The sequence below is a fragment of the Exiguobacterium sp. SH1S1 genome, assembly GCF_004337245.1.
GTDB lineage: Bacteria > Bacillota > Bacilli > Exiguobacteriales > Exiguobacteriaceae > Exiguobacterium > Exiguobacterium aurantiacum_A.
Genome location: NZ_SJUZ01000010.1, coordinates 1 through 19,276 on the forward strand (window position 1 = coordinate 1; position 19,276 = coordinate 19,276).

The following is a 19,276-nucleotide window of genomic DNA, read 5'->3' on the forward strand; positions in this document are numbered from 1 at the left end:
TCTTCCAGCATACGTAGTGCACTCAGTTTTTGTTCAATCGAATGCCGACTTCTCGCCATAAAAAAACACTCCCCAATAGATAAACAGATTTGTTATTTCATCTGTCTACCTATTGGGGAGCATATCACATCTCGTCTGCGGTTTTTTGCGTTTTCAATCTCAAAATTCGGGGATTAAGAAGAAGATGCTGATTATCGGAGGATGACGTCATGGAAATGCACAACGGGAACTTATATTGGCCGATCACTGAGTCGGAACAGATCGTCTTACAAAAACCGATCCAAAAAGAACAGTACGACGTGCTCGTCATCGGAGCCGGCATGTCCGGCACATTGACGGCTTACACGCTTTATAAGGACGGCATCGACTTCGCCGTCCTCGACAAAGGGAAAGTCGGAGCCGGAAGCACGTCGGCGAACACTGGGCTCATCCAGTATTCAAACGACATCATGTTGCATGAGCTCGCTGATCAGATCGGGGAAGTCGATGCCGTCCGCTTCTATAAATTATGTAGGGAGGCGGTCGATGCGCTCGACGAGGTCGCCGAGACCGTCGACGCAAAAGACGTCTACATCCGACGCGACAGTCTTTGCTTCGCGAGCGAGGAGGCAGATGTCTCCAAACTGAAACGTGAATATGAGATGCTCACCAAGCACGGGTTTGACGCTGAATGGCTTGATCAAACGGCACTCCAAGACCGGTTCCCATTTGATAAACCGGCCGCACTGATCACAAAAGGCGATGCTGAAGTCAACCCGCTCACGCTCAGCCGTCAAGTCGTTCGCCACCTATCGATGAACGACGTTCCGATTTTCGAGGAGACGGACGTGACGGAAGTCGTGCCTGACGGGGACGGCTGGCTCGTGTTGACGCCTGAAACAACGTTCAAGGCTAAGCATGTCATCTTCGCGACCGGTTACGGGCCGGCACCACTGCTCGACACCCATCGCATCGAGCTCAACCGTTCCTACGCCATCGCGACGAACCCAATCAAGGATTTCAAAGATTGGGACGGGCAGGCACTCATTTGGGAGACGAAACGTCCTTACCTCTACTTGCGGACGACGGTCGATGGCCGGATCATCGCCGGTGGCCTCGACGAAGAAAAGCCGGAAACGCCTCATAGTGAGGCGCTCATCCGTAATCGGGCCGAGCGGATTCGCCAAGAAGTAGCGGCGCTGTTCCCAATGTACGATTTGACAGTCGAATACGCTTGGGCAGCTCTGTTCGGTGAATCGATCGACCACCTGCCCTTCATCGGGGAACACCCGGACCGGAAAAACCTGTTCTACCTGCTCGGGTATGGCGGCAACGGTACGGTTTACAGCATGTTAGGTTCTAAAATCTTGAGTGATTTAGTGCGCGGCATCGACAATTCGGATGCCCGGCTCGTACGATTAGATCGGACGCGTTAATCCCCTGGCGATCAGGGGATTTTTTCATACATAAGATCGGAAGTGATAACCATGAAATCGAAACGAAAACCGAAGTGGGTATATCGTCTGAGACGAGCGCTGCTGCTCGTCCCGGCCATCGCGTTCACCGTTTACGTGTGGCCGAATGACCCGCCGAAACAGAAAGACAAAACCGAGCAGATGTCTCAGCACGAAGCAGCTTATACGATTGAAGCGAGCAAACCGATACATGAAGATGACGCGGTCCGCTATGAATACGATGTCGTCGTCCACGGACGTCCTGACGTCGAGACGCTCCAGTCCATCAGCCATGACGTCATGAGTGAGGTGACCGAACGAGACACGTTCCAAGCCGCATTGATCCGTTTCTATGATCACGAGGCGTATATTGGCACGGACTCTCCCCTCGGTCAGGCCGTCTACGCGCCAGGAGGCGACTGGTCGCTCGCCGAGACGGTCGAGGCCGGTGACTACGACGACATGGTGTTCGGTTGGCAGCTTCGCGAGAAGGAATGGACCGGCCAACTATCTGAAGGCGAGGTACGTGTCTGGGAAGAGTGGAACAAGATTTACGAGGCGAAACAATCCAACGACCCTGATTTGAAAGCAAAAGTGACCCGGACCATCTCGACGAAATACGATCTCGAGCCTGAAAAAGTGCAGCATATCGTCTTGAAACAGAGCGTTTGGGCAGCGTTGTGACACCTTTCGTTCACTGAACAAGCAGGACTTCCCTCCCCCAACGGCTAACTGTATGGGGCAGGGATTTTTTGCTGAATCGTGCTCCAGAAAGGACGACACCTTATGAGACGCTCCGTTATCGTCTTGGTTTTATTGCTCCTGATCAACATTAGTATTTCACCCGAAAACGTCGAAGCTGCGACACCAGCCCCATATCAAGTAAGCGTCTCCGCTGGCACCATACTTTATCAATTTTCAGGCAAGACACTCATCCCGAAGACGACGCTAAAAAGCACGAAAATATTTCGAGCCGTCACGACATCGGGTGCCTACTATCGCCTCGTTGACGGAAGAACGACCTGGTACGTAAGGAAGCAAGATGGACGACTGATTTCGACGAACCTATCGTTAACCGCGATTGCGGACTCGGCAAACACACGGCTTATTCACGAATACATGAGGACGCTGACGCGCGGACACATCCCCTACTATTACGACGAGCTGAAAGACTCGACTGCCATCGCCCGAGCCGACGCCGCCATAAAGGGGAATTGGTATATCCCATCACCACCCTATCAGTTGCGCGTCCCAAATATTGATACATATCGATTCGACAAGTACGTCCCAAACGTCGATTCAAACTCATTCAAGTTTCAAATCCACTATTTCACGACACTTAACCAACTGACGCAAGCTTACGCCGCCACCGGACAAGATGAGTATCTCCGTTACGGGAAGCGAATCATCTCGAGCTGGACGAAGCAATATCCGATTTCTGCCTATACGCGCCACCCATGGCCTTACCATGACCACGGTACCGCGATCCGTACGTTCCATTTGCTCAATTTTTGGAACGTATTCCGGACATCACGCGTCAATACTGACCCAGCGTTCTCACAACTGTTTGCGAAAACACTTTATGAACACGCGACGCTCTTGGCGAAGACGAGCTTTTATAAACCGAATAACAACCACGGTATCTTTCAAGACATGGCGCTCTCGGCCGTTGCCGAGACGCATCGATCCTTTGACCGCTCTGCGGCTTGGCGAGGGCTCGCCACAACCCGCCTGACGAGACAACTGAACCATAGTTTAAGTGCGGACGGCGTCCATCTCGAACACTCACCCTACTATCAAATCTATCTATATGACACACTCGCCCGCTTCAATGATTGGGCGTCGGCAAATCGTTTTGAGCTGTCGAGTCGAATGCGTGACGTGAAAGACATGCCGGTGGCGCTCACGTATATGCTCAAACCGAACGGCACGTTGCCGATGTTCGGCGACACACCGTCCATCACCCACCGGACGAACGCCATCCCTTACATTGAACGGTATCCCCACCTCCTCTATGCGATGACGGGAGGCAAGGCCGGAGTGCAGCCTACGGTCAAGGCAGGCCGACTGTCCAACCAATACGCATTCTTCAGGCAACATTGGGGAGGACGCTCCGGACCGTTCCAAGACGCCGTCCAAGTGACGATGACGGCTGGTTACCATAGCAACATCCATAAACATGCTGACGACCTGTCCATCGACTTGTACGGTTACGGCCGCGATTTCCTAGTCGAGAGCGGACGTTATGCGTACACGAAGCGTCCTGAACGGAACGTCGTGCTCCAAGCCGCTGCTCACAATACGGTTCACGTTGCCGGGCAAAGCTTCCGATTGATCCCGAGCAACTTGCGACGAAGCCAGATCACGTCGGTCGGGACCTCCTCGATTCAGTGGACGGCTTCCGGGACGAGCCAATTGATCGGGAACGGCATGTCGCACACTCGGCGTCTCGCCTATGACCGTGACGGGACGGTGCTCGTCTATGACCGGGTCACGAGTCCGGTGACCGAATCGTTCGTCCAGCGGTTCCATCTCGGTGTCGGATTGCACCGGGTGGCGAGTGGCAGTCGATACGCTTACTTCAAAGACGCGGCTGGCCGCTCGCTCCATCTCCTGCAACTTGAGGTCGGCTCGATTCCAAAACTCGCCGTCGGGTCGAGCCACGTCTCGTACCGCGATTACGATTGGCAACAACGGAATCAAGTCGCGACAACGAAGCGCGGGAAAGGTGTGACGTACTTGACACTCCTTCACATCGGGGAAAAACCGACGAAAATCAGTTCCTACAAGATGGAGACGACCTCCCGCCACTATATCGTCCGATACACCTTATCAGATGGAACGACGAAGACGTTGTCGATGCTGCGCTAACCGACCCCCATTTTAAAATGGGGGTTTCTTCTCGTAGCGTTAGGGAAAAACCGTAAAGTAGGTCAATCACGGCTTACGTCGGGAGAGCATATACTTATGGGGAGGCAACATGATGGGGAATAAAAAAGAAGAACAGTTGAAACAACATACGATCGACAATGAACAAACAGCAGGACTGACGACGAACCAAGGACTGAAGATGGCGGAGGATGAGTTCTCGCTCAAAGCGGGGCTTCGGGGACCGACGCTCATCGAAGATTTCCACTTCCGTGAAAAAATGACGCACTTTGACCATGAACGGATTCCTGAACGAATCGTTCACGCGCGCGGCGTCGGTGCCCACGGAGAATTTCAAGTATACGAGTCACTTGCCGACTATACGAAAGCGGATTTCCTGAACGATCCTGCGAAAGTGACGCCTGTCTTCGTCCGCTTCTCGACGGTTCAAGGTTCGCGTGGGTCCGGCGACACGGTCCGTGACGTCCGTGGATTTGCGACGAAGTTTTATACGGACGAAGGCAACTATGACCTCGTCGGAAACAATATGCCGGTCTTCTTCATCCAAGACGCCATCAAATTCCCGGACCTCGTCCACGCGGTGAAACCTGAACCGCACACGGAAGTCCCGCAAGGCGGGAGTGCCCACGACACGTTCTGGGATTTCGTCGGCCAAAACCATGAGGCGGCTCACCACGTGATGTGGGCGATGAGCGACCGCGGCATCCCGCGCAGCCTGCGCATGATGGAAGGGTTCGGCGTTCACACGTTCCGACTCGTCAACAAGGAAGGGAAAGCCCATTTCGTCAAGTTCCATTGGAAACCGAAGCTCGGTGTCCACTCGCAAGTGTGGGACGAGGCGCAAAAGGCCGTCGGGAAAAACGCCGACTTCCACCGCGTCGACTTGTATGAGGCGATCGATAAAGGCGACTACCCGGAATGGGAACTCGGACTGCAGATGATCCCAGTCGAAGACGAGTTCAAGTTCGACTTCGATATCCTCGATCCGACCAAACTGTGGCCGGAAGAAGAGATCCCGGTCAAACTTGTCGGGAAGATGACGCTCAACCGGAACGTCGATAACTTCTTCGCCGAGACCGAACAGGTCGCATTCCATCCAGGGCACATCGTTCCCGGCATCGACTTCTCGAACGACCCGCTCCTGCAAGGGCGCTTGTTCTCATACACAGATACACAGCTATCACGTCTCGGCGGACCGAACTTCCATCAGATCCCGATCAACAAACCGGTCTGTCCGTTCCATAACAATCAACGCGACGGCATGCATCAAATGTCGGTCCATAAAGGCCAGACGAGCTACCATAAAAACGCGCTCAACAACAATCAGCCGGCACCTGTGCCGGTCGACCAAGGTGGATTTGAGCATTACCAAGAGAAAGTCGATGGTCACAAAGTCCGTGGCCGCAGCGACAGCTTCCTCGACTTCTACTCACAAGCCAAAATGTTCTACAACAGCATGACCCCGGTCGAAAAGCAGCACATTCAAGACGCCTACAGTTTCGAGCTCGGCAAGTGTGAATCAGACATGGTGAAAGAAAATGCCGTCGACTTGTTGAACCGGATCGACCGTCACCTCGCCTCGGTCGTCGCCGACAACTTAGGCGTCGCACTGCCTGCCGAGAACAACGAAGTCGTCTCGGACAAAACATCGCCTGCCCTCAGCATGGCGGACACGATCTCGAAACCGGATACGAAGAGCGTCGCCGTCCTTCTCGCCGGTGATGTCGATGCCGTGCAAGTGAAGGCGTGGGTCCAAGCGCTCGCCGACAAAAAAGTGAACTATAGCCTCGTCGGGAAGAAATCGTACACGCTCGGTGACCTGAAAGTGAAAGAGACGTACGATACGGTCGACTCGAGCCTGTTCGACGCCGCTTTCCTCGTCAGCGCCGCGAGTTCGGTCGAAGACGACGTCCTCGAGTTTATCGAGAACACGTATAAACACTTCAAGCCGCTCGCTTTGCACTTACACGATGATTCAGTGCTCAATCAGTGCCGCGTCAAGACGGACCAACCTGGCGTCTACACGTTCAAACAGCACAGTCTCGACGGATTCGACACGTTCATCGACGGGATTGCCAAAGCCCGGTTCTGGGACCGCGCTTGACGATTCACGAACAGAAGGACTCAACTCGGTATTTTCGAGTCGAGTCCTTTTTTGTCCACCCTTCTTTTCCACGCCTGCAAACGTTATACTAGGTGGGGTATAAGTTGATGGAGGAGGAATCGTGTCATGCGAAATAAGATTGATTCATATGTGACTGACACCGAGCAACAACGCCGTCTGTATAAACGGACGTTGTTCGTCGTCGTGCTGTCTCAAATTTTCGGGGGTGCCGGCCTCGCCGCAGGCATAACCGTCGGGGCGCTCCTCGCCCGCGACCTGCTCGGGACCGATGCGTATGCGGGTGTCCCGACGGCGCTGTTCACGCTCGGCTCTGCCGGCGCCGCGTTTCTGATCGGGATGATATCGCAACGGGTCGGACGCCGGTTCGGACTCGCGACCGGGTTCTTGACGGGATCCCTCGGTGCGTTCGGTGTCATCTTTGCCGCCGCGTTCGAGAGCGTACCGCTCTTGTTCGTGTCGCTCCTTATTTACGGGGCCGGGACGGCGAGTAACCTCCAGGCCCGTTACGCCGGAACGGATTTGGCGAATGCGACCGAACGGGCGACCGCGGTCAGTATCGCCATGGTATCGACGACGTTCGGTGCCGTCGCCGGACCGAACTTGGTCGAACCGATGGGGCGGGTTGCTGACGCCATCGGCATCCCGACGCTTTCTGGTCCGTTTTTACTCGCGGGAGCCGCCTACTTCGTGGCCGGTCTCATCTTGATCGTGTTTTTGAACCCTGACCCGCTCCTCGTCGCCCGAGCCATCGAATCGAAACGGAAACAATCGACAGACGCGACGCAACGTCAACCCGAAGAAGTCCACTCTCGTCTTGGCGTGTACGTCGGTGCTTTCGTCATGGTGCTCAGCCAAATCGTCATGGTCGCCATCATGACGATGACACCTGTCCACATGCGGCAGCACGGCCATGAACTGAGCGCGGTCGGTCTCGTCATCGGCTTCCATATCGGCGCGATGTATTTACCCTCGCTCGTGACCGGCGTGCTCGTCGACAAAGTCGGCCGTGAAATCATGGCCATCGCTTCCGGGGTGACGTTATTCTTCGCAGGCGTCGTCGCGGCGTTCGCACCGGCCGACTCGCTGTTCTTGTTGATCGTCGGCCTCGTCTTGCTCGGTGTCGGTTGGAACTTTGGTCTCATCAGTGGGACGGCCATCTTGGTCGATGCGACGACACCCGAGACGAGAGCGAAGACGCAAGGATCGGTCGACGTCTGGATCGCCTTGTCCGGCGCCTCGGGCGGCATGCTGTCCGGTATCATCGCCTCCCAGTCGAGCTATTTGACGCTATCACTGCTCGGTGGGATCGTTTCACTCGTTCTCGTACCGATCGTCCTCTGGTACCGCCGCCACTTGATCTAATGAAAAACCGATCCGCTCACGCGAATCGGTTTTTCATGCACAATGCGTCGTCTCTGACAAGCTCTCATCAATTTGCTATACTCCTTTAGTTATGTTTACTAACTATTTAGGTTCAAACAAATAAGGAGGCGTCATCGCCGATGCAATTGACCGCACAAAAATTATGGACGAAAGACTTCCTCATCATCTCGCTCGTCAACTTCTTCTTGACGCTCATCTTTTTCTTGCTCATGGTAACGATCGGTGTCCACGCCGTTGCGACGTACGGCGCGACGACAAGTGAGGCCGGTCTCGTGACCGGGATCTTCATCATCGGTACGCTCGTCGGCCGGCTGTTCATCGGACGATTGATCGATTCAATCGGACGGCGCAAGACGCTGTTGATCGGGCTGACCTTCTTCACGGCCACAATCCTGCTCTATTTCGTCGACCTCGGCGTCGGCTTCCTACTGTTCACCCGCTTCGTGCACGGTCTCGGCATGGGTTTATCGAGCACAGCGACCGGCACGATCGTCGCCCAGATCATTCCCGGAGCGAGGAAAGGTGAAGGTATCGGGTACTACAGCATGAGCTCGACGCTCGCCACCGCCATCGGCCCGTTCGTCGGCTTGCTGATGAGCCAATATACGAGTTTCTCGACCATCTTTATCGCTTGTCTCGTCGTCGGCGTCGTCAGTTTAGTGAGCGCCTTGTTCGTCACCGTTCCCGAGGCCGACAATCCGGAAATCGTTCGCGGATTGTCACTTAAGGCGTTCGTCGAGCCGAAGGCGTTACCGATCGCGCTCATCATCGTGATCGCCGCGCTCAGTTTTTCGAGCGTCTTGTCTTACATCAACTTTTACGCGACCGAACTCGACCTCGTCGAAGCGGCGAGCGTCTTCTTCCTCGTCTATTCGATTTCCGTCCTGTTGTCGCGCCCGATCACGGGACGGCTCATGGACGCGCGTGGCGCCAACGTCGTCATGTATCCGGCCATCTTCATCTTCGCGGTCGGGCTGCTCGTCCTTAGCCAAGCGACGAGCGCTTTGGGCCTTTTACTCGCCGGCGCGTTGATCGGGCTCGGCTTCGGCAATATTCAGTCCGGTACACAGGCCATCGCCGTCAAGGCGGCCTCACCTGGACGGATGGGGATGGCGACGTCGACGTTCTTCATCGCCCTCGACGCCGGGCTCGGCTTCGGTCCCTACTTCATCGGGCTACTCATCCCGCTGACCGGTTTCTCTACCATCTATCTGTTGCTCGCCGGGGTCGTCGCCTTCACGATTTTCTTGTATTACGTGATGAACGGCCGTCAAGAACGGGACCGTCTCAAACAAGCTGCCTGACAGGACTTTCACAGTCCTGTCTTTTTTGGAATGTTCACACATCTTTTTATGAATGTTGTAATATAAGAATGACGTGTCAAAAATTCGACTGAAATGAGGGACATTATGCGCGCCGACCAGACGATCCAACACCATTCTTCCATCCTGCTCCAGACGTTCGACAAAATCTCGGATTTTGTGTTCTTCATGGAAGTGGACGGTTCGACCTATCGCTATGTATTTGTGAACGAGCCGGGGAAGCAGGCCATCGGTTGGACAGACGCTGACGTCGGAAAGTGTGTCGGCGACATGGTTCCGGCCGAGACGGCCGCACTCATCACCCACCATTATGACGAGGCGATTCGCGCACGAAAGAGCATCGTCTATGAAGACTGCCGCCTCGCTGATTCGTTCTACTCAGAAACACTCGAGTACCAAGATGTGATCTTGTTGCCGCTTCATTATTTCGAGTCGGAAGTGACGCCGGTATTTGACGAATCCGGTGCCTGCACCCACGTCATCTCGGTCGTTCGGGAAGTGACGGAGCGGAAACGGCGTGAGCTCGAGCTATCGATTTTACGTGACCAGCATGAGTCGTTGCGCCGCTACTCGCCCCACGGCATTTTCGTGCTCGACCCCGAACTTCGGGTCAAGTCGATCAATCCTGCCGTCACAAACATCACCGGCTATTGCGAGGCCAACTTCATCAACCGTTCGTTCCTCGACTGGCTGCCGGACTCGGAACAACCGCTCGTCCGCGAGGGACTCCAGTTCGCCTTATCCGGAAAGCCCCACAAGTACGGGGTCACGGCGCATGATAAGACGGGTGAAGCGCTCGACCTCGCCGTCTTGAACATCCCGATCGAGATCGGCGGCAACATCACCGGCCTGTTCGCCATCATCATCGATCATACGCCGGAGAAGACCGCCGAACGAGCTTTACAAGAGAGCGAGCGACGCTATCGCCAGCTCATCGAGACGATTCCAGAAGGGATCATCGTCCATAAAGACGGCCTAATTTTATATGCGAACGCCGTGGCGTTAGAGACGATCGGGGAGACGTATATCGAGAGCGAATCCATCTTTACATATATCGCTGCCGAATACCATGAGGTGACGAGGACACGCCTTTCTGCCTTGCAGCTCGGTGATCCTGTCCAAGACACGGAAATCGTCCTTGTCACGCCGGCCGGTCAGCACTTACACGTAGATATCGGCAGTCTATTGATTGATTATGAAGGGGCGACCGCCGTGATGACCGTCCTGCGTGATGTGACCGAGAAACGAGAGATGGAACGGGCGTTACGCCAAAGTGAGACGCAGTACCGACTGATCACGGAAAACATGAGCGACCTCGTCTGCATCCTCGAGCGCGACGGCCGTGTCCGCTACGCCTCGCCGTCCCACCAGAGCGTCCTCGGCTATGCGCCTTCGGTTTACGAAGGCAAGAATACGCTCGACTTCATCCACCCGGAAGACGTCACGCCGACGAGACAACAGCTCAAAGCGATGACGGCCGGCAGTGAGCCGCTCACTCTCGAGTTTCGTCACCTCCACCACGATGGCAGATGGATTTGGCTCGAGACGAAGATTCAGGCTATCTATGAAGAAGCGACGTTGCTGCACTATTTAACGGTCACCCGTGAGATCATGCAACGTAAAGTACTCGAGAAACAACTGAAACACTTAGCTTACCACGATACGCTGACCGAGCTCCCGAACCGCCGTTACTTCTTGGCTTACTTAGAAGAGGCACTCTCGAGGGTCGAAGAGGACGGCGAGGAGCTGGCCATCCTCTCGCTCGATATCGATCATTTCAAACAGATCAACGACACGCTCGGACATGACGTCGGTGACGAGCTGCTGCGACAGTTCTCACTCCGTCTCACCCAGGCGCTACGGAAACAAGACGTGATCGCCCGCTTCGGCGGCGACGAGTTCTCTGTATTGATCCGCTATACCGATTTGTCAGCACCTGACCGGGTCGCGGACAAGCTGATTGCTTCGCTCCAGCACCCGTGGCAGATCGAAGGCCACACGTTCGTCACGACGTCGAGTGTCGGTGTCGCTCGTTACCAATCAGGCATGACAAAGAAACGATTGCTCAAGCAAGCCGATCTCGCACTTTATGAAGCCAAGTCGAACGGCCGCAACCGATATGTGATGTTTCAAGACCGCTGACTAGCGGTCTTTTTTCACGTGAAACATTAACGTAGTTAGCCTAAACACGAACATTAAGAATATAAATAACGTTATTGTATTGAAAATATACATTTTTTCGATACATCCCTTTGACTTTCATCAAAAAATGCGTTACATTACCGAATGGGCGAAGTATTTCTAGACAACTCAATTAAAATGTTCGTAAATAGGGGTGCAAACGATGGATAAAGTGTTTGATTATGAAGATATTCAATTGATTCCGGCAAAATGTGTCGTCGATAGTCGTTCGGAATGTGACGCGAGCGTCACACTCGGCGGCCTCACGTTCCGCCTTCCGGTCGTTCCGGCAAATATGCAGACGATCATCGATGAGAACGTGGCGCTCTCGCTCGCTGAGAACGGCTATTTCTACATCATGCATCGGTTCAATCCGGAAACGCGGCTACGGTTCATCGAAGACATGCACGGACGTGGCCTGTACGCGTCAATCAGTGTCGGTGTGAAAGAAGACGAGTATCGGTTCGTCGAACAGCTCGCCGAAGCGGGACATACACCAGAATTCATCACAATCGATATCGCACACGGCCATTCGAACGCGGTCATCCGGATGATCCAACACATCAAACAGCATCTTCCGAGCTCGTTCGTCATCGCCGGGAACGTCGGGACACCGGAAGCGGTCCGTGAGCTCGAGCATGCCGGGGCGGACGCGACGAAAGTCGGCATCGGACCGGGCAAAGTGTGCATCACGAAAATCAAGACCGGCTTCGGGACAGGCGGTTGGCAACTCGCCGCGCTCCGCTGGTGTGCCAAGGCGGCGACGAAACCGATCATCGCGGATGGGGGCATCCGCACGCACGGCGACATCGCCAAATCGGTCCGCTTCGGGGCGTCGATGGTCATGATCGGCTCACTGTTCGCCGGTCACGACGAGTCTCCGGGGGAGACGTTCGAGCAGGACGGGAAACTGCTCAAAGAATACTTCGGGTCGGCTTCTGAATTCCAAAAAGGGGAACGGAAAAACGTCGAAGGCAAGAAAGTGTTCGTCGAGCACAAAGGGGCGCTTCAAGACACGTTGACCGAGATGGAGCAAGACCTCCAGTCGGCCATCTCATACTCGGGTGGGAACAATCTCGACGCGTTACGTACCGTCGATTACGTCATGGTGAAAAACTCAATCTTTAACGGGGATAAAGTATACTAAAAAAAGCGGCTCGCGTGAGCCGCTTTTTTTATGGATGAATCAACCGTTTCGTCATCATGTAGTAATCAGAACCAGGCGGGTAATCATAGAGGACACCGGCCACATCATAACCGAAGCGTCCATAAAACGTTTTCGCCTGGAATGAGAACGTCGTCAGTTTCACTTGTCTTGCTCCAAGTCCCCTTCCGCGACCTGCAATCGGCTCGTCAACAATTGTTGAAACACCTTATCCTCATCGTGAATCCGTTTAATCTCCATCACGTCTCACCGTTCGATCCATTCACGAAGAAGGTGATCAGCTCTTGCTCCTCTTCGTCAACCTCTCGACCAGTAATCTGTTCATACTGAGACGTGATCGCATCTCTATTTCCAGGGGAATCGAGAGAAATCTGGGCTAAACGTCGAAGCATATCACGGTCTTTCTCATATTCCGCTCGCGTCGCTACGTGCCCGTGCGACCAGACGTACGCCTCAGCCTCGAACGTGTCGAGGACGCTCAATAACCGTAACGTCTCGACTGCGGTCATCCTCCAAGATGAGGCATAGAGGTTCGCATAGAGCGCGTCCCCTAGAAATAGCACTTTCTCTTCTGGCACGTAAGCCACAACCGCGTCGGCAGCATGATCCCCACCGACGTGTTTCAACAAGACGTGGACCCCACCAAGGTCGAGCGTTACTGTATCATCGAACGTCACGGTCGGTAAAACGACCTGCATCGAACGAACGTCTCCAAACTCGAGCCGAATCGCATCGGCGCAAAACGCGATTTCGATTCCGCTCTCGACGCGTTCGTCGAGCGAGTCGTCATCCCATTTGTACGGCATCATTCGTTCGATACGCGCTTTCGTCGCCACACTCGAAATCGATACCGCATCTCGTAACGCGGACAGACCGAAAATATGATCCCAGTGCCAATGTGTCAAAGCGACGAGCGAAGGACGCTCGATTCCCCGCTCGGCCAAGGCGTCCAAAAACAAGTTGGCGTGAGCCTCCGAGTTCCCTGCATCAATCATGAGCGTATGCCGATCTCCGACGACTGCGCCGATGATTGGCCGGTCGGTCTCAGCGACTGGCGTCATGTACCAAAAGCAGTCCGAATAACGCTCTAGCGTTTGCATCGTCATCGTCCTCCTTTCTCGGTCAGTGTTTTAAGGATATCAAAAGATCTTCGATCATCATTTACAATTCGAATCGTCCGCGACGGCAATTGGTTGAGCAAGTTCAATTCCCGATGTTGCCGTTCAAGCAAAATCTCAATCGTCCCTTCAATATTGGATAATTCGCGATTGGTCCCGTATGTCTGTGACGTATAATAGTCAACAAATCCTTGCTTCCATTGTTCCGATCGCTCCGCAAAAACATTACTAAAGACGGTAGGAACGTCTTCCGTTTCTAAATAAATCACTGTCGGTTCAAGCGGTTTGATCAAATCCGCCACTTTCATGATATAGCTTTCTATTTGTTCATTCGATACGTCTTGCGCTACCATCCCGATGGTGAAAGGATTTTGAAGCAACACACATTCAAATATATATGATGTATCGTGTTGCTGTGCCAGCTCGACAAATCGTTTCCAACGCCCGAGCATGAGCGTGACGTGTTGTTCGAACGGCAACTCGTACACGTCCGTGCCCAGCACTTCTTCCTCAGAACCGAAGCGTACGAACACTCCACCATCATCTTGATCGATGACCTCACCATTCGCATAGTCAAACGATTTCACCCAATTGACTGCATGGACATCGACCGGATGACTTTCGTCTGACTCGGAATAAAACTTAGCCCTCGGAATAGCTACAGCAAGCCTTTCAGCGAAAGTTGTTTTCCCACTTCCAGGCAACCCTTCAACTAACCAAAGTTTTCCCATGTGACTTCCCCCTACTTGTTCTCTTGATACGAATCGTATACGTAATAGCCGTCCCCGCCACCGTTTTTAGCGATATACATCGCCGCATCCGAGTGATGGATGAGCGTGTCGAGGGAAGACAAACTAGCGTCAGAATATGCGACACCAATACTGGCCGAGAGATGTAGCGCCAATCCGTCCCCGACCGTTATTTCCCGGGAAATAACGGTCGATAGTTGGTCAAAAACGGCTTCTTCAAGCGATTCCGGACCTGTCTCGATGACAATCAAAAACTCATCCCCGGCAAACCGGTACGCTTTCCCTGCATGCATGTGACTGAACGATCCGATACGTTTCGCCACTTCGACGAGCACTTCATCGCCGACGAGATGACCGTGCGTATCGTTGATTCGCTTGAAATCATCCAAATCGATGAACAGGAGCGCCACCGGCCGTTTCCGATTCATCGTCTGTCTCAAGTCCGTCATGAGCGAGTGACGGTTCGGCAATTTAGTCAGCCCGTCTTTTGTGATGAGCTCGATCACTTCCTGATGTTTACGTTCTCGGCGAATCTCGTTCTCCATCCAACGGGTCACGAGTAAGATCGTGTCCGTCATCTCGTGGATTGCCACCGCATCGGCGACATCGTTTAAACTGCCCTGCTCCGCCAGGAAGACGACCCATCCGAACGTCTTGCCTTCGTTTGATAACGGCAAGCTGATCATCGATGCGAATTCGACCCCTTCGAGGACGAGCTCCGAACGTTTCAATTTTTGATGCCCGACCGTCGCCAGCGCATGAACGTGCTGCAGTCGCTCGTCCGTCCAATCGATCCAGGCATCCCCATCGGCGGACAGGACGCGCTGGCGTGATTCTGTCGAGAAGATGACGGCATGCGAATAACCGATCCACTCCCTGAGCACTTCTTGGATTCGCTTCAGCTTGTCAGCAAACGGGGCTTGGATGGCCGTCACCTCGTACAGCGACTCGAGTGTCTGTTGACGCCGCTCTTGGGCACGTGCCTGTTCGGTCAATTCAATTTCGGCCATCACCCAACGCGCAAAATCTTCAAGCGTCTGCACCGCCTCATGCTCGAACGAGCGGGGCACTCCGTCGGTGACGCAGAGCGTTCCGATGACGTGTCCGCTTCTCGTCATAAGCGGCACACCCGCATAAAAGCCGATCCCTTCGAGCAACGGATTCTCACTCAACGCCTCCGCGGTTTTGACGTCTTCGATCACGAGGGATCCCTGACCGGTCACGACGCGGTCACATAGCGTCCACTTCCGATCGATGTGGGGTGGACTTTCGAAATTAGTACCTTGGCACGATTTGATCCACTGCCGGTCCGTTGTCAGGATCGAGATGAGCGCGATCGGCATCTCGAGCGTCTTCGCGACGAGTCGGCTGATGCGATCGTACCGTTCTTCCCGCGGGGTATCTAAAATTTCGAGCCGAAGGATTGTTTTCAATCGTTCGGCCTCTGTCTCATCGAACCGTGCCGCTAACTTGGACCGGTCCGAGCCGTCTAACCGCAGCGCCTCGTATTGACAGACGATTGTCTCAAGTGCCGGCTCGAGGTTAGAGAGCGAGAGCGGCCGGCTGAAGAAATAGCCTTGCACGTCGTCGCATCCGAGGCGCTGGATTGCACGGTACTGTGCTTCCGTCTCGACACCTTCCGCCGTGACTGCTAAGTTCAGTTTTTTAGCGAGTGCGACAATCAGTTTGACGATCTCATATTCTTTTAATCCGTTGTCTTTATCGAGCTGACTAATGAACGACCGGTCGATCTTGATGCCGTCGATGTCGAACATCTTCAAATAGTTGAGTGACGAATAGCTGACGCCGAAGTCATCAATCAAGATGCGGAATCCCGCCGCCTTCAAGTAGTCGACTGTCTGGATCCCGATGAGCGGTTCCTGCATGAGCGTATGTTCCGTGATCTCGAACTCGAACTGATCAGCTGAGAGGTCATACGTTTTAAGAAGCGGGATCAGGTTGCTTTGGACGTAGTCTTGACGGAACAAGACCGGGGACAAGTTGACCGCGACACGGCGGCCGTTGAACAGCCCGGGTCGATCGCTCAAATCGCGGCAGACGCGTTCGAACACGAACTCAGTGATGTCCTCGATCAACAGTGACTGCTCCGCAATTTTGATGAATGTTTCAGGCGAAATGTTTCCGAGCACGGTGTTCTTCCAGCGGACGAGCGCCTCGAAATGGACGGCGCCATTCCGACAGTCTACTTTCGGCTGATAGACGACGCCGAGTTCGCCTGCCTTCAATCCTTTATGAAGTTCCATCTCAATCGTCATCTCGTCGATGTAATGCTGCATATAATCGTCTTTCTCATACACTTTAATCATCTGTTTACCGGCTTGCCTTGCTTCTAGCAATGCCGTCGACGCGTTCATGATCACTTGGTCGGCGTCTTCACTGCCAGAACTGATACCGAGACAGCCGGACAGGGTGAACTCGGTCTCGGCAACATGGTACGTGTAATCCGCGATTGTCGCCAGTAAACGTTCCCCATGCATGTATGCTGTCTCGATCGAGGTATGCGGCAGTACAGCGATGAAATCTTCCCCGTCGACGCGGCCGATAATCGAGCCCTTCGGCAGCAAGTCAGATAAGTGACGGGTCATCTCTTTGATTAAACGTTGCGATCGCTCCACCCCTTGGAGCGACAGGATGATCTTAAAACGGTTGATATGGAAGCGCATGACGCTCGTCGCTTCCTCACGCTCTCGTGTGGCGAACAGTTTTTCAAGCTCGAGCTTCACTTTCATCAAGTTCGGCATGCCCGTCAAATAATCGATGTTCTCGATGCTGCTGAGTAGCTTCATCTCCGCATCTTCCGACAAATCGGTCGTCAAACCGAGAACGTAGCGCACTTCTCCAGTGGCGTCCTCGAGCGGCATGAGCATGGATGAGGCGAAGCGTGCGGTGTTGGCTTCTATGTTCATCTTTGACATGAAATAGACCGGCTCACGAGACGAAACGACCACATCATAGTGCAAAATCAACTCGTTCGCGACGTCCGGCGCATACATCTCGTGCAAATAGCGACCGCTCACATCGTCCGGAAGCGACGACGCGCGCTTCCCTTGCTCACTGACACGGACGTAACGATACCCTTTCGGCGTCACTTCCATCAAAAAGACCATTCGATACAAGCGAACGAATACATCAAACAAATAATGTGGATCGGCCTTCATCTGTTGCATACTTTACCTCCATACAATCTCCATTTCTTTTAGTTTAGAACTTTTACGCTGACTTGTTCATAAAACCGTTCAAAAAAAGGGAAAGTATTTTTGGAAATAGCTAAAAAAATCGGGTATAGGTAAATGAGTTTAGATGAAAAGTGAGGTGAACCGTCATGCTCAGTCGGAACGTCTATCCACAGACGCGACCAGGGAAATGGTCCGTTGTCCTGTTGCTCGCCGTCTTTCTGCTCTTAGTCGTCTCTGCTCTCATCGTCCAGTCGGGTCAACCGTTCAACTTCGACACCTTGTTCGATAACACATGGGGTGTCGTCTTCTCGATGTCAGCCATCGCCGCTGCCCTCGGTGCGTTCGTCGTCGGTCTATACACCATCCTCCGCAACCACGAACGCTCGGTCGCCGTCTTCTTTACTGTCTCTCTCGGCGGACTCGTCGCCTTGTTCGTGCTTATGCAACTGTTCCGCTAATCTAAAACGCTCCTTCCCGATATGAGAAGGAGCGTTTCGTTAGAGGAGTTCTTTCGCGAGCAGACGGTAGACGTTCAATCGCTGTGCTTGTGTATGTTGGATACTGCAAATCATCGCCTCGTCAAAGCCATACTGCACGGACTCGTCCTGCAATTGCACCGCAATCTGTTTTGGCGTCCCGACGAGATGGATGGCCCGGTTGTTGGCGATGTGGATCTTGTCGACTTCGGTGAGCGGGTAATCGTTGGCCGCTTCCGGGCTGAGCAGTTGACGCAGCTGCCCTCTCATCAGGAATAGGCGTGACAAGTCGGACGGACGCGCCAAATATTCCGCCTCTTCCTCCGTTTCGGCCGTCGTCACGAGATACGTGACATTGATTTCAGGCTTCTCCATGAACGCTGACGGTGTGAAGTGATGCCGGTACGTGTCGAGCGTGTCTTTGCTCAGTTCCCCGTTAAAAAATTGGGCGAACGAGTAGCCGACGCCCATGCGGCCGGCTTGGACGGCGCTGTTGCCGCTTGACCCGAGCAGCCAAGCCTCAGGAAGCGTCACCCCGGTCGGTGCGGCCGGCGTCGTTTTGTACCACCGTTCTTCCGGCGTCTCATCGTTGATCAGTTGGAGTGTCGTCTGCAATTTCTCATATAGTCCGTCCATCATCGGCTTCTGTCCTTGCGACATCGCGTAGATGGCGTTGGCGTCGCCACCCGGGGCCCGGCCGACCCCAAAGTCGATTCGACCTGGTGCGAGTGCGCTCAGCGTCTTGAACACTTCGGCCATCTTGAGCGGCGAATAGTGCATCATCATGATGCCGCCCGACCCCAGACGAATTCGTTCCGTCTTCGCAGCGATATAGGCCGCGATGACTTCCGGGGCCGAACTCGCGAACGACATGCCACCGTGGTGTTCAGCCATCCACATCCGGTAATACCCTAACTCTTCTGCCACTTGGGCGAGTTCGACGGCGCTCTGTAATGCATGTTCTGACGTATGGCCGGACGTCACCGGCGCTTGATCGAGGACGCTTAATCTCATCGTTATCATCCACTCCTTATAGTATATATGTTGAACATCTCGATTTTGTAAGACTCGCCGTCATCATACTAAAGTCGACTTGACAATACGAATAGTCCGCTCATCGTGACGCTGTCTTTTTTCAGAAAATTACAACGGATTGTTGCTAGGCACGTAACCCCTTCTTTATAATGAACGAGAAGATGCGATTCCTTCATAGCAAATCACGAAACGCATGATGGGGA

14 protein-coding genes are annotated in these 19,276 nt (G+C 53.8%); 9 read left to right on the forward strand and 5 right to left on the reverse strand.

Annotated elements, in window-relative coordinates:
• The first annotated feature begins 209 nt into the window (after positions 1 to 209).
• From EVJ23_RS13470 to guaC, 8 genes are all read left to right on the forward strand, one after another.
• Positions 210 to 1,415: an NAD(P)/FAD-dependent oxidoreductase gene (locus EVJ23_RS13470; RefSeq protein WP_131466101.1), complete on the forward strand. Its 1,206-nt coding sequence runs from the start codon at positions 210 to 212 to the stop codon at positions 1,413 to 1,415.
• Positions 1,416 to 1,466: 51 nt separating this feature from the next.
• The gene (locus EVJ23_RS13475; RefSeq protein WP_131466099.1) at positions 1,467 to 2,117 is read left to right on the forward strand and encodes a hypothetical protein; all 651 of its coding nucleotides are present in this window, start codon (positions 1,467 to 1,469) and stop codon (positions 2,115 to 2,117) included.
• Between the two features lie 102 nt (positions 2,118 to 2,219).
• Positions 2,220 to 4,304: a heparinase II/III family protein gene (locus tag EVJ23_RS13480; protein WP_131466097.1), complete on the forward strand. Its 2,085-nt coding sequence runs from the start codon at positions 2,220 to 2,222 to the stop codon at positions 4,302 to 4,304.
• 112 nt (positions 4,305 to 4,416) lie between these two features.
• Entirely contained in the window at positions 4,417 to 6,426 is a 2,010-nt protein-coding gene (locus EVJ23_RS13485; protein ID WP_131466095.1) for a catalase, read from the forward strand.
• A gap of 126 nt (positions 6,427 to 6,552) precedes the next feature.
• Positions 6,553 to 7,809 (forward strand): MFS transporter, encoded by a 1,257-nt coding sequence (locus EVJ23_RS13490; RefSeq protein ID WP_070328033.1) that lies wholly within the window; start codon positions 6,553 to 6,555, stop codon positions 7,807 to 7,809.
• 140 nt (positions 7,810 to 7,949) lie between these two features.
• Entirely contained in the window at positions 7,950 to 9,134 is a 1,185-nt protein-coding gene (locus tag EVJ23_RS13495; RefSeq protein ID WP_070328032.1) for an MFS transporter, read from the forward strand.
• A 93-nt stretch (positions 9,135 to 9,227) separates the two neighbouring features.
• The gene (locus tag EVJ23_RS13500; RefSeq protein WP_236633570.1) at positions 9,228 to 11,294 is read left to right on the forward strand and encodes a PAS domain S-box protein; all 2,067 of its coding nucleotides are present in this window, start codon (positions 9,228 to 9,230) and stop codon (positions 11,292 to 11,294) included.
• A gap of 202 nt (positions 11,295 to 11,496) precedes the next feature.
• Complete coding sequence (gene guaC, locus EVJ23_RS13505) at positions 11,497 to 12,480, forward strand: GMP reductase (RefSeq protein ID WP_070328030.1); 984 nt, start codon at positions 11,497 to 11,499, stop codon at positions 12,478 to 12,480.
• A gap of 28 nt (positions 12,481 to 12,508) precedes the next feature.
• Here guaC and EVJ23_RS15395 read toward each other — a convergent pair whose 3' ends face one another.
• The 4 genes from EVJ23_RS15395 to EVJ23_RS13525 all read right to left on the reverse strand — a co-directional run bounded on the left by EVJ23_RS15395 (position 12,509) and on the right by EVJ23_RS13525 (position 17,553).
• Positions 12,509 to 12,643 (reverse strand): hypothetical protein, encoded by a 135-nt coding sequence (locus tag EVJ23_RS15395; RefSeq protein ID WP_255569865.1) that lies wholly within the window; start codon positions 12,641 to 12,643, stop codon positions 12,509 to 12,511.
• A gap of 94 nt (positions 12,644 to 12,737) precedes the next feature.
• Positions 12,738 to 13,598, reverse strand: coding sequence for an MBL fold metallo-hydrolase (locus EVJ23_RS13515; protein ID WP_131466093.1), 861 nt, complete (start codon positions 13,596 to 13,598; stop codon positions 12,738 to 12,740).
• Between the two features lie 2 nt (positions 13,599 to 13,600).
• On the reverse strand, positions 13,601 to 14,347 hold the full coding sequence (locus tag EVJ23_RS13520) for a P-loop NTPase family protein (protein WP_131466091.1): 747 nt from the start codon (positions 14,345 to 14,347) through the stop codon (positions 13,601 to 13,603).
• A gap of 11 nt (positions 14,348 to 14,358) precedes the next feature.
• A complete protein-coding gene (locus tag EVJ23_RS13525; protein ID WP_131466089.1) occupies positions 14,359 to 17,553 on the reverse strand; it encodes an EAL domain-containing protein in 3,195 nt (1,064 codons plus the stop codon).
• Between the two features lie 155 nt (positions 17,554 to 17,708).
• On the opposite strand from EVJ23_RS13525, the gene EVJ23_RS13530 reads away from it, so the two are divergent.
• Positions 17,709 to 18,020, forward strand: a complete 312-nt coding sequence (locus EVJ23_RS13530; protein ID WP_070328026.1) for a hypothetical protein — start codon at positions 17,709 to 17,711, stop codon at positions 18,018 to 18,020.
• Between the two features lie 39 nt (positions 18,021 to 18,059).
• On the opposite strand, the gene EVJ23_RS13535 is transcribed toward EVJ23_RS13530, so the two are convergent.
• The gene (locus tag EVJ23_RS13535; protein WP_131466087.1) at positions 18,060 to 19,052 is read right to left on the reverse strand and encodes an MsnO8 family LLM class oxidoreductase; all 993 of its coding nucleotides are present in this window, start codon (positions 19,050 to 19,052) and stop codon (positions 18,060 to 18,062) included.
• Positions 19,053 to 19,276: the final 224 nt, after the last annotated feature.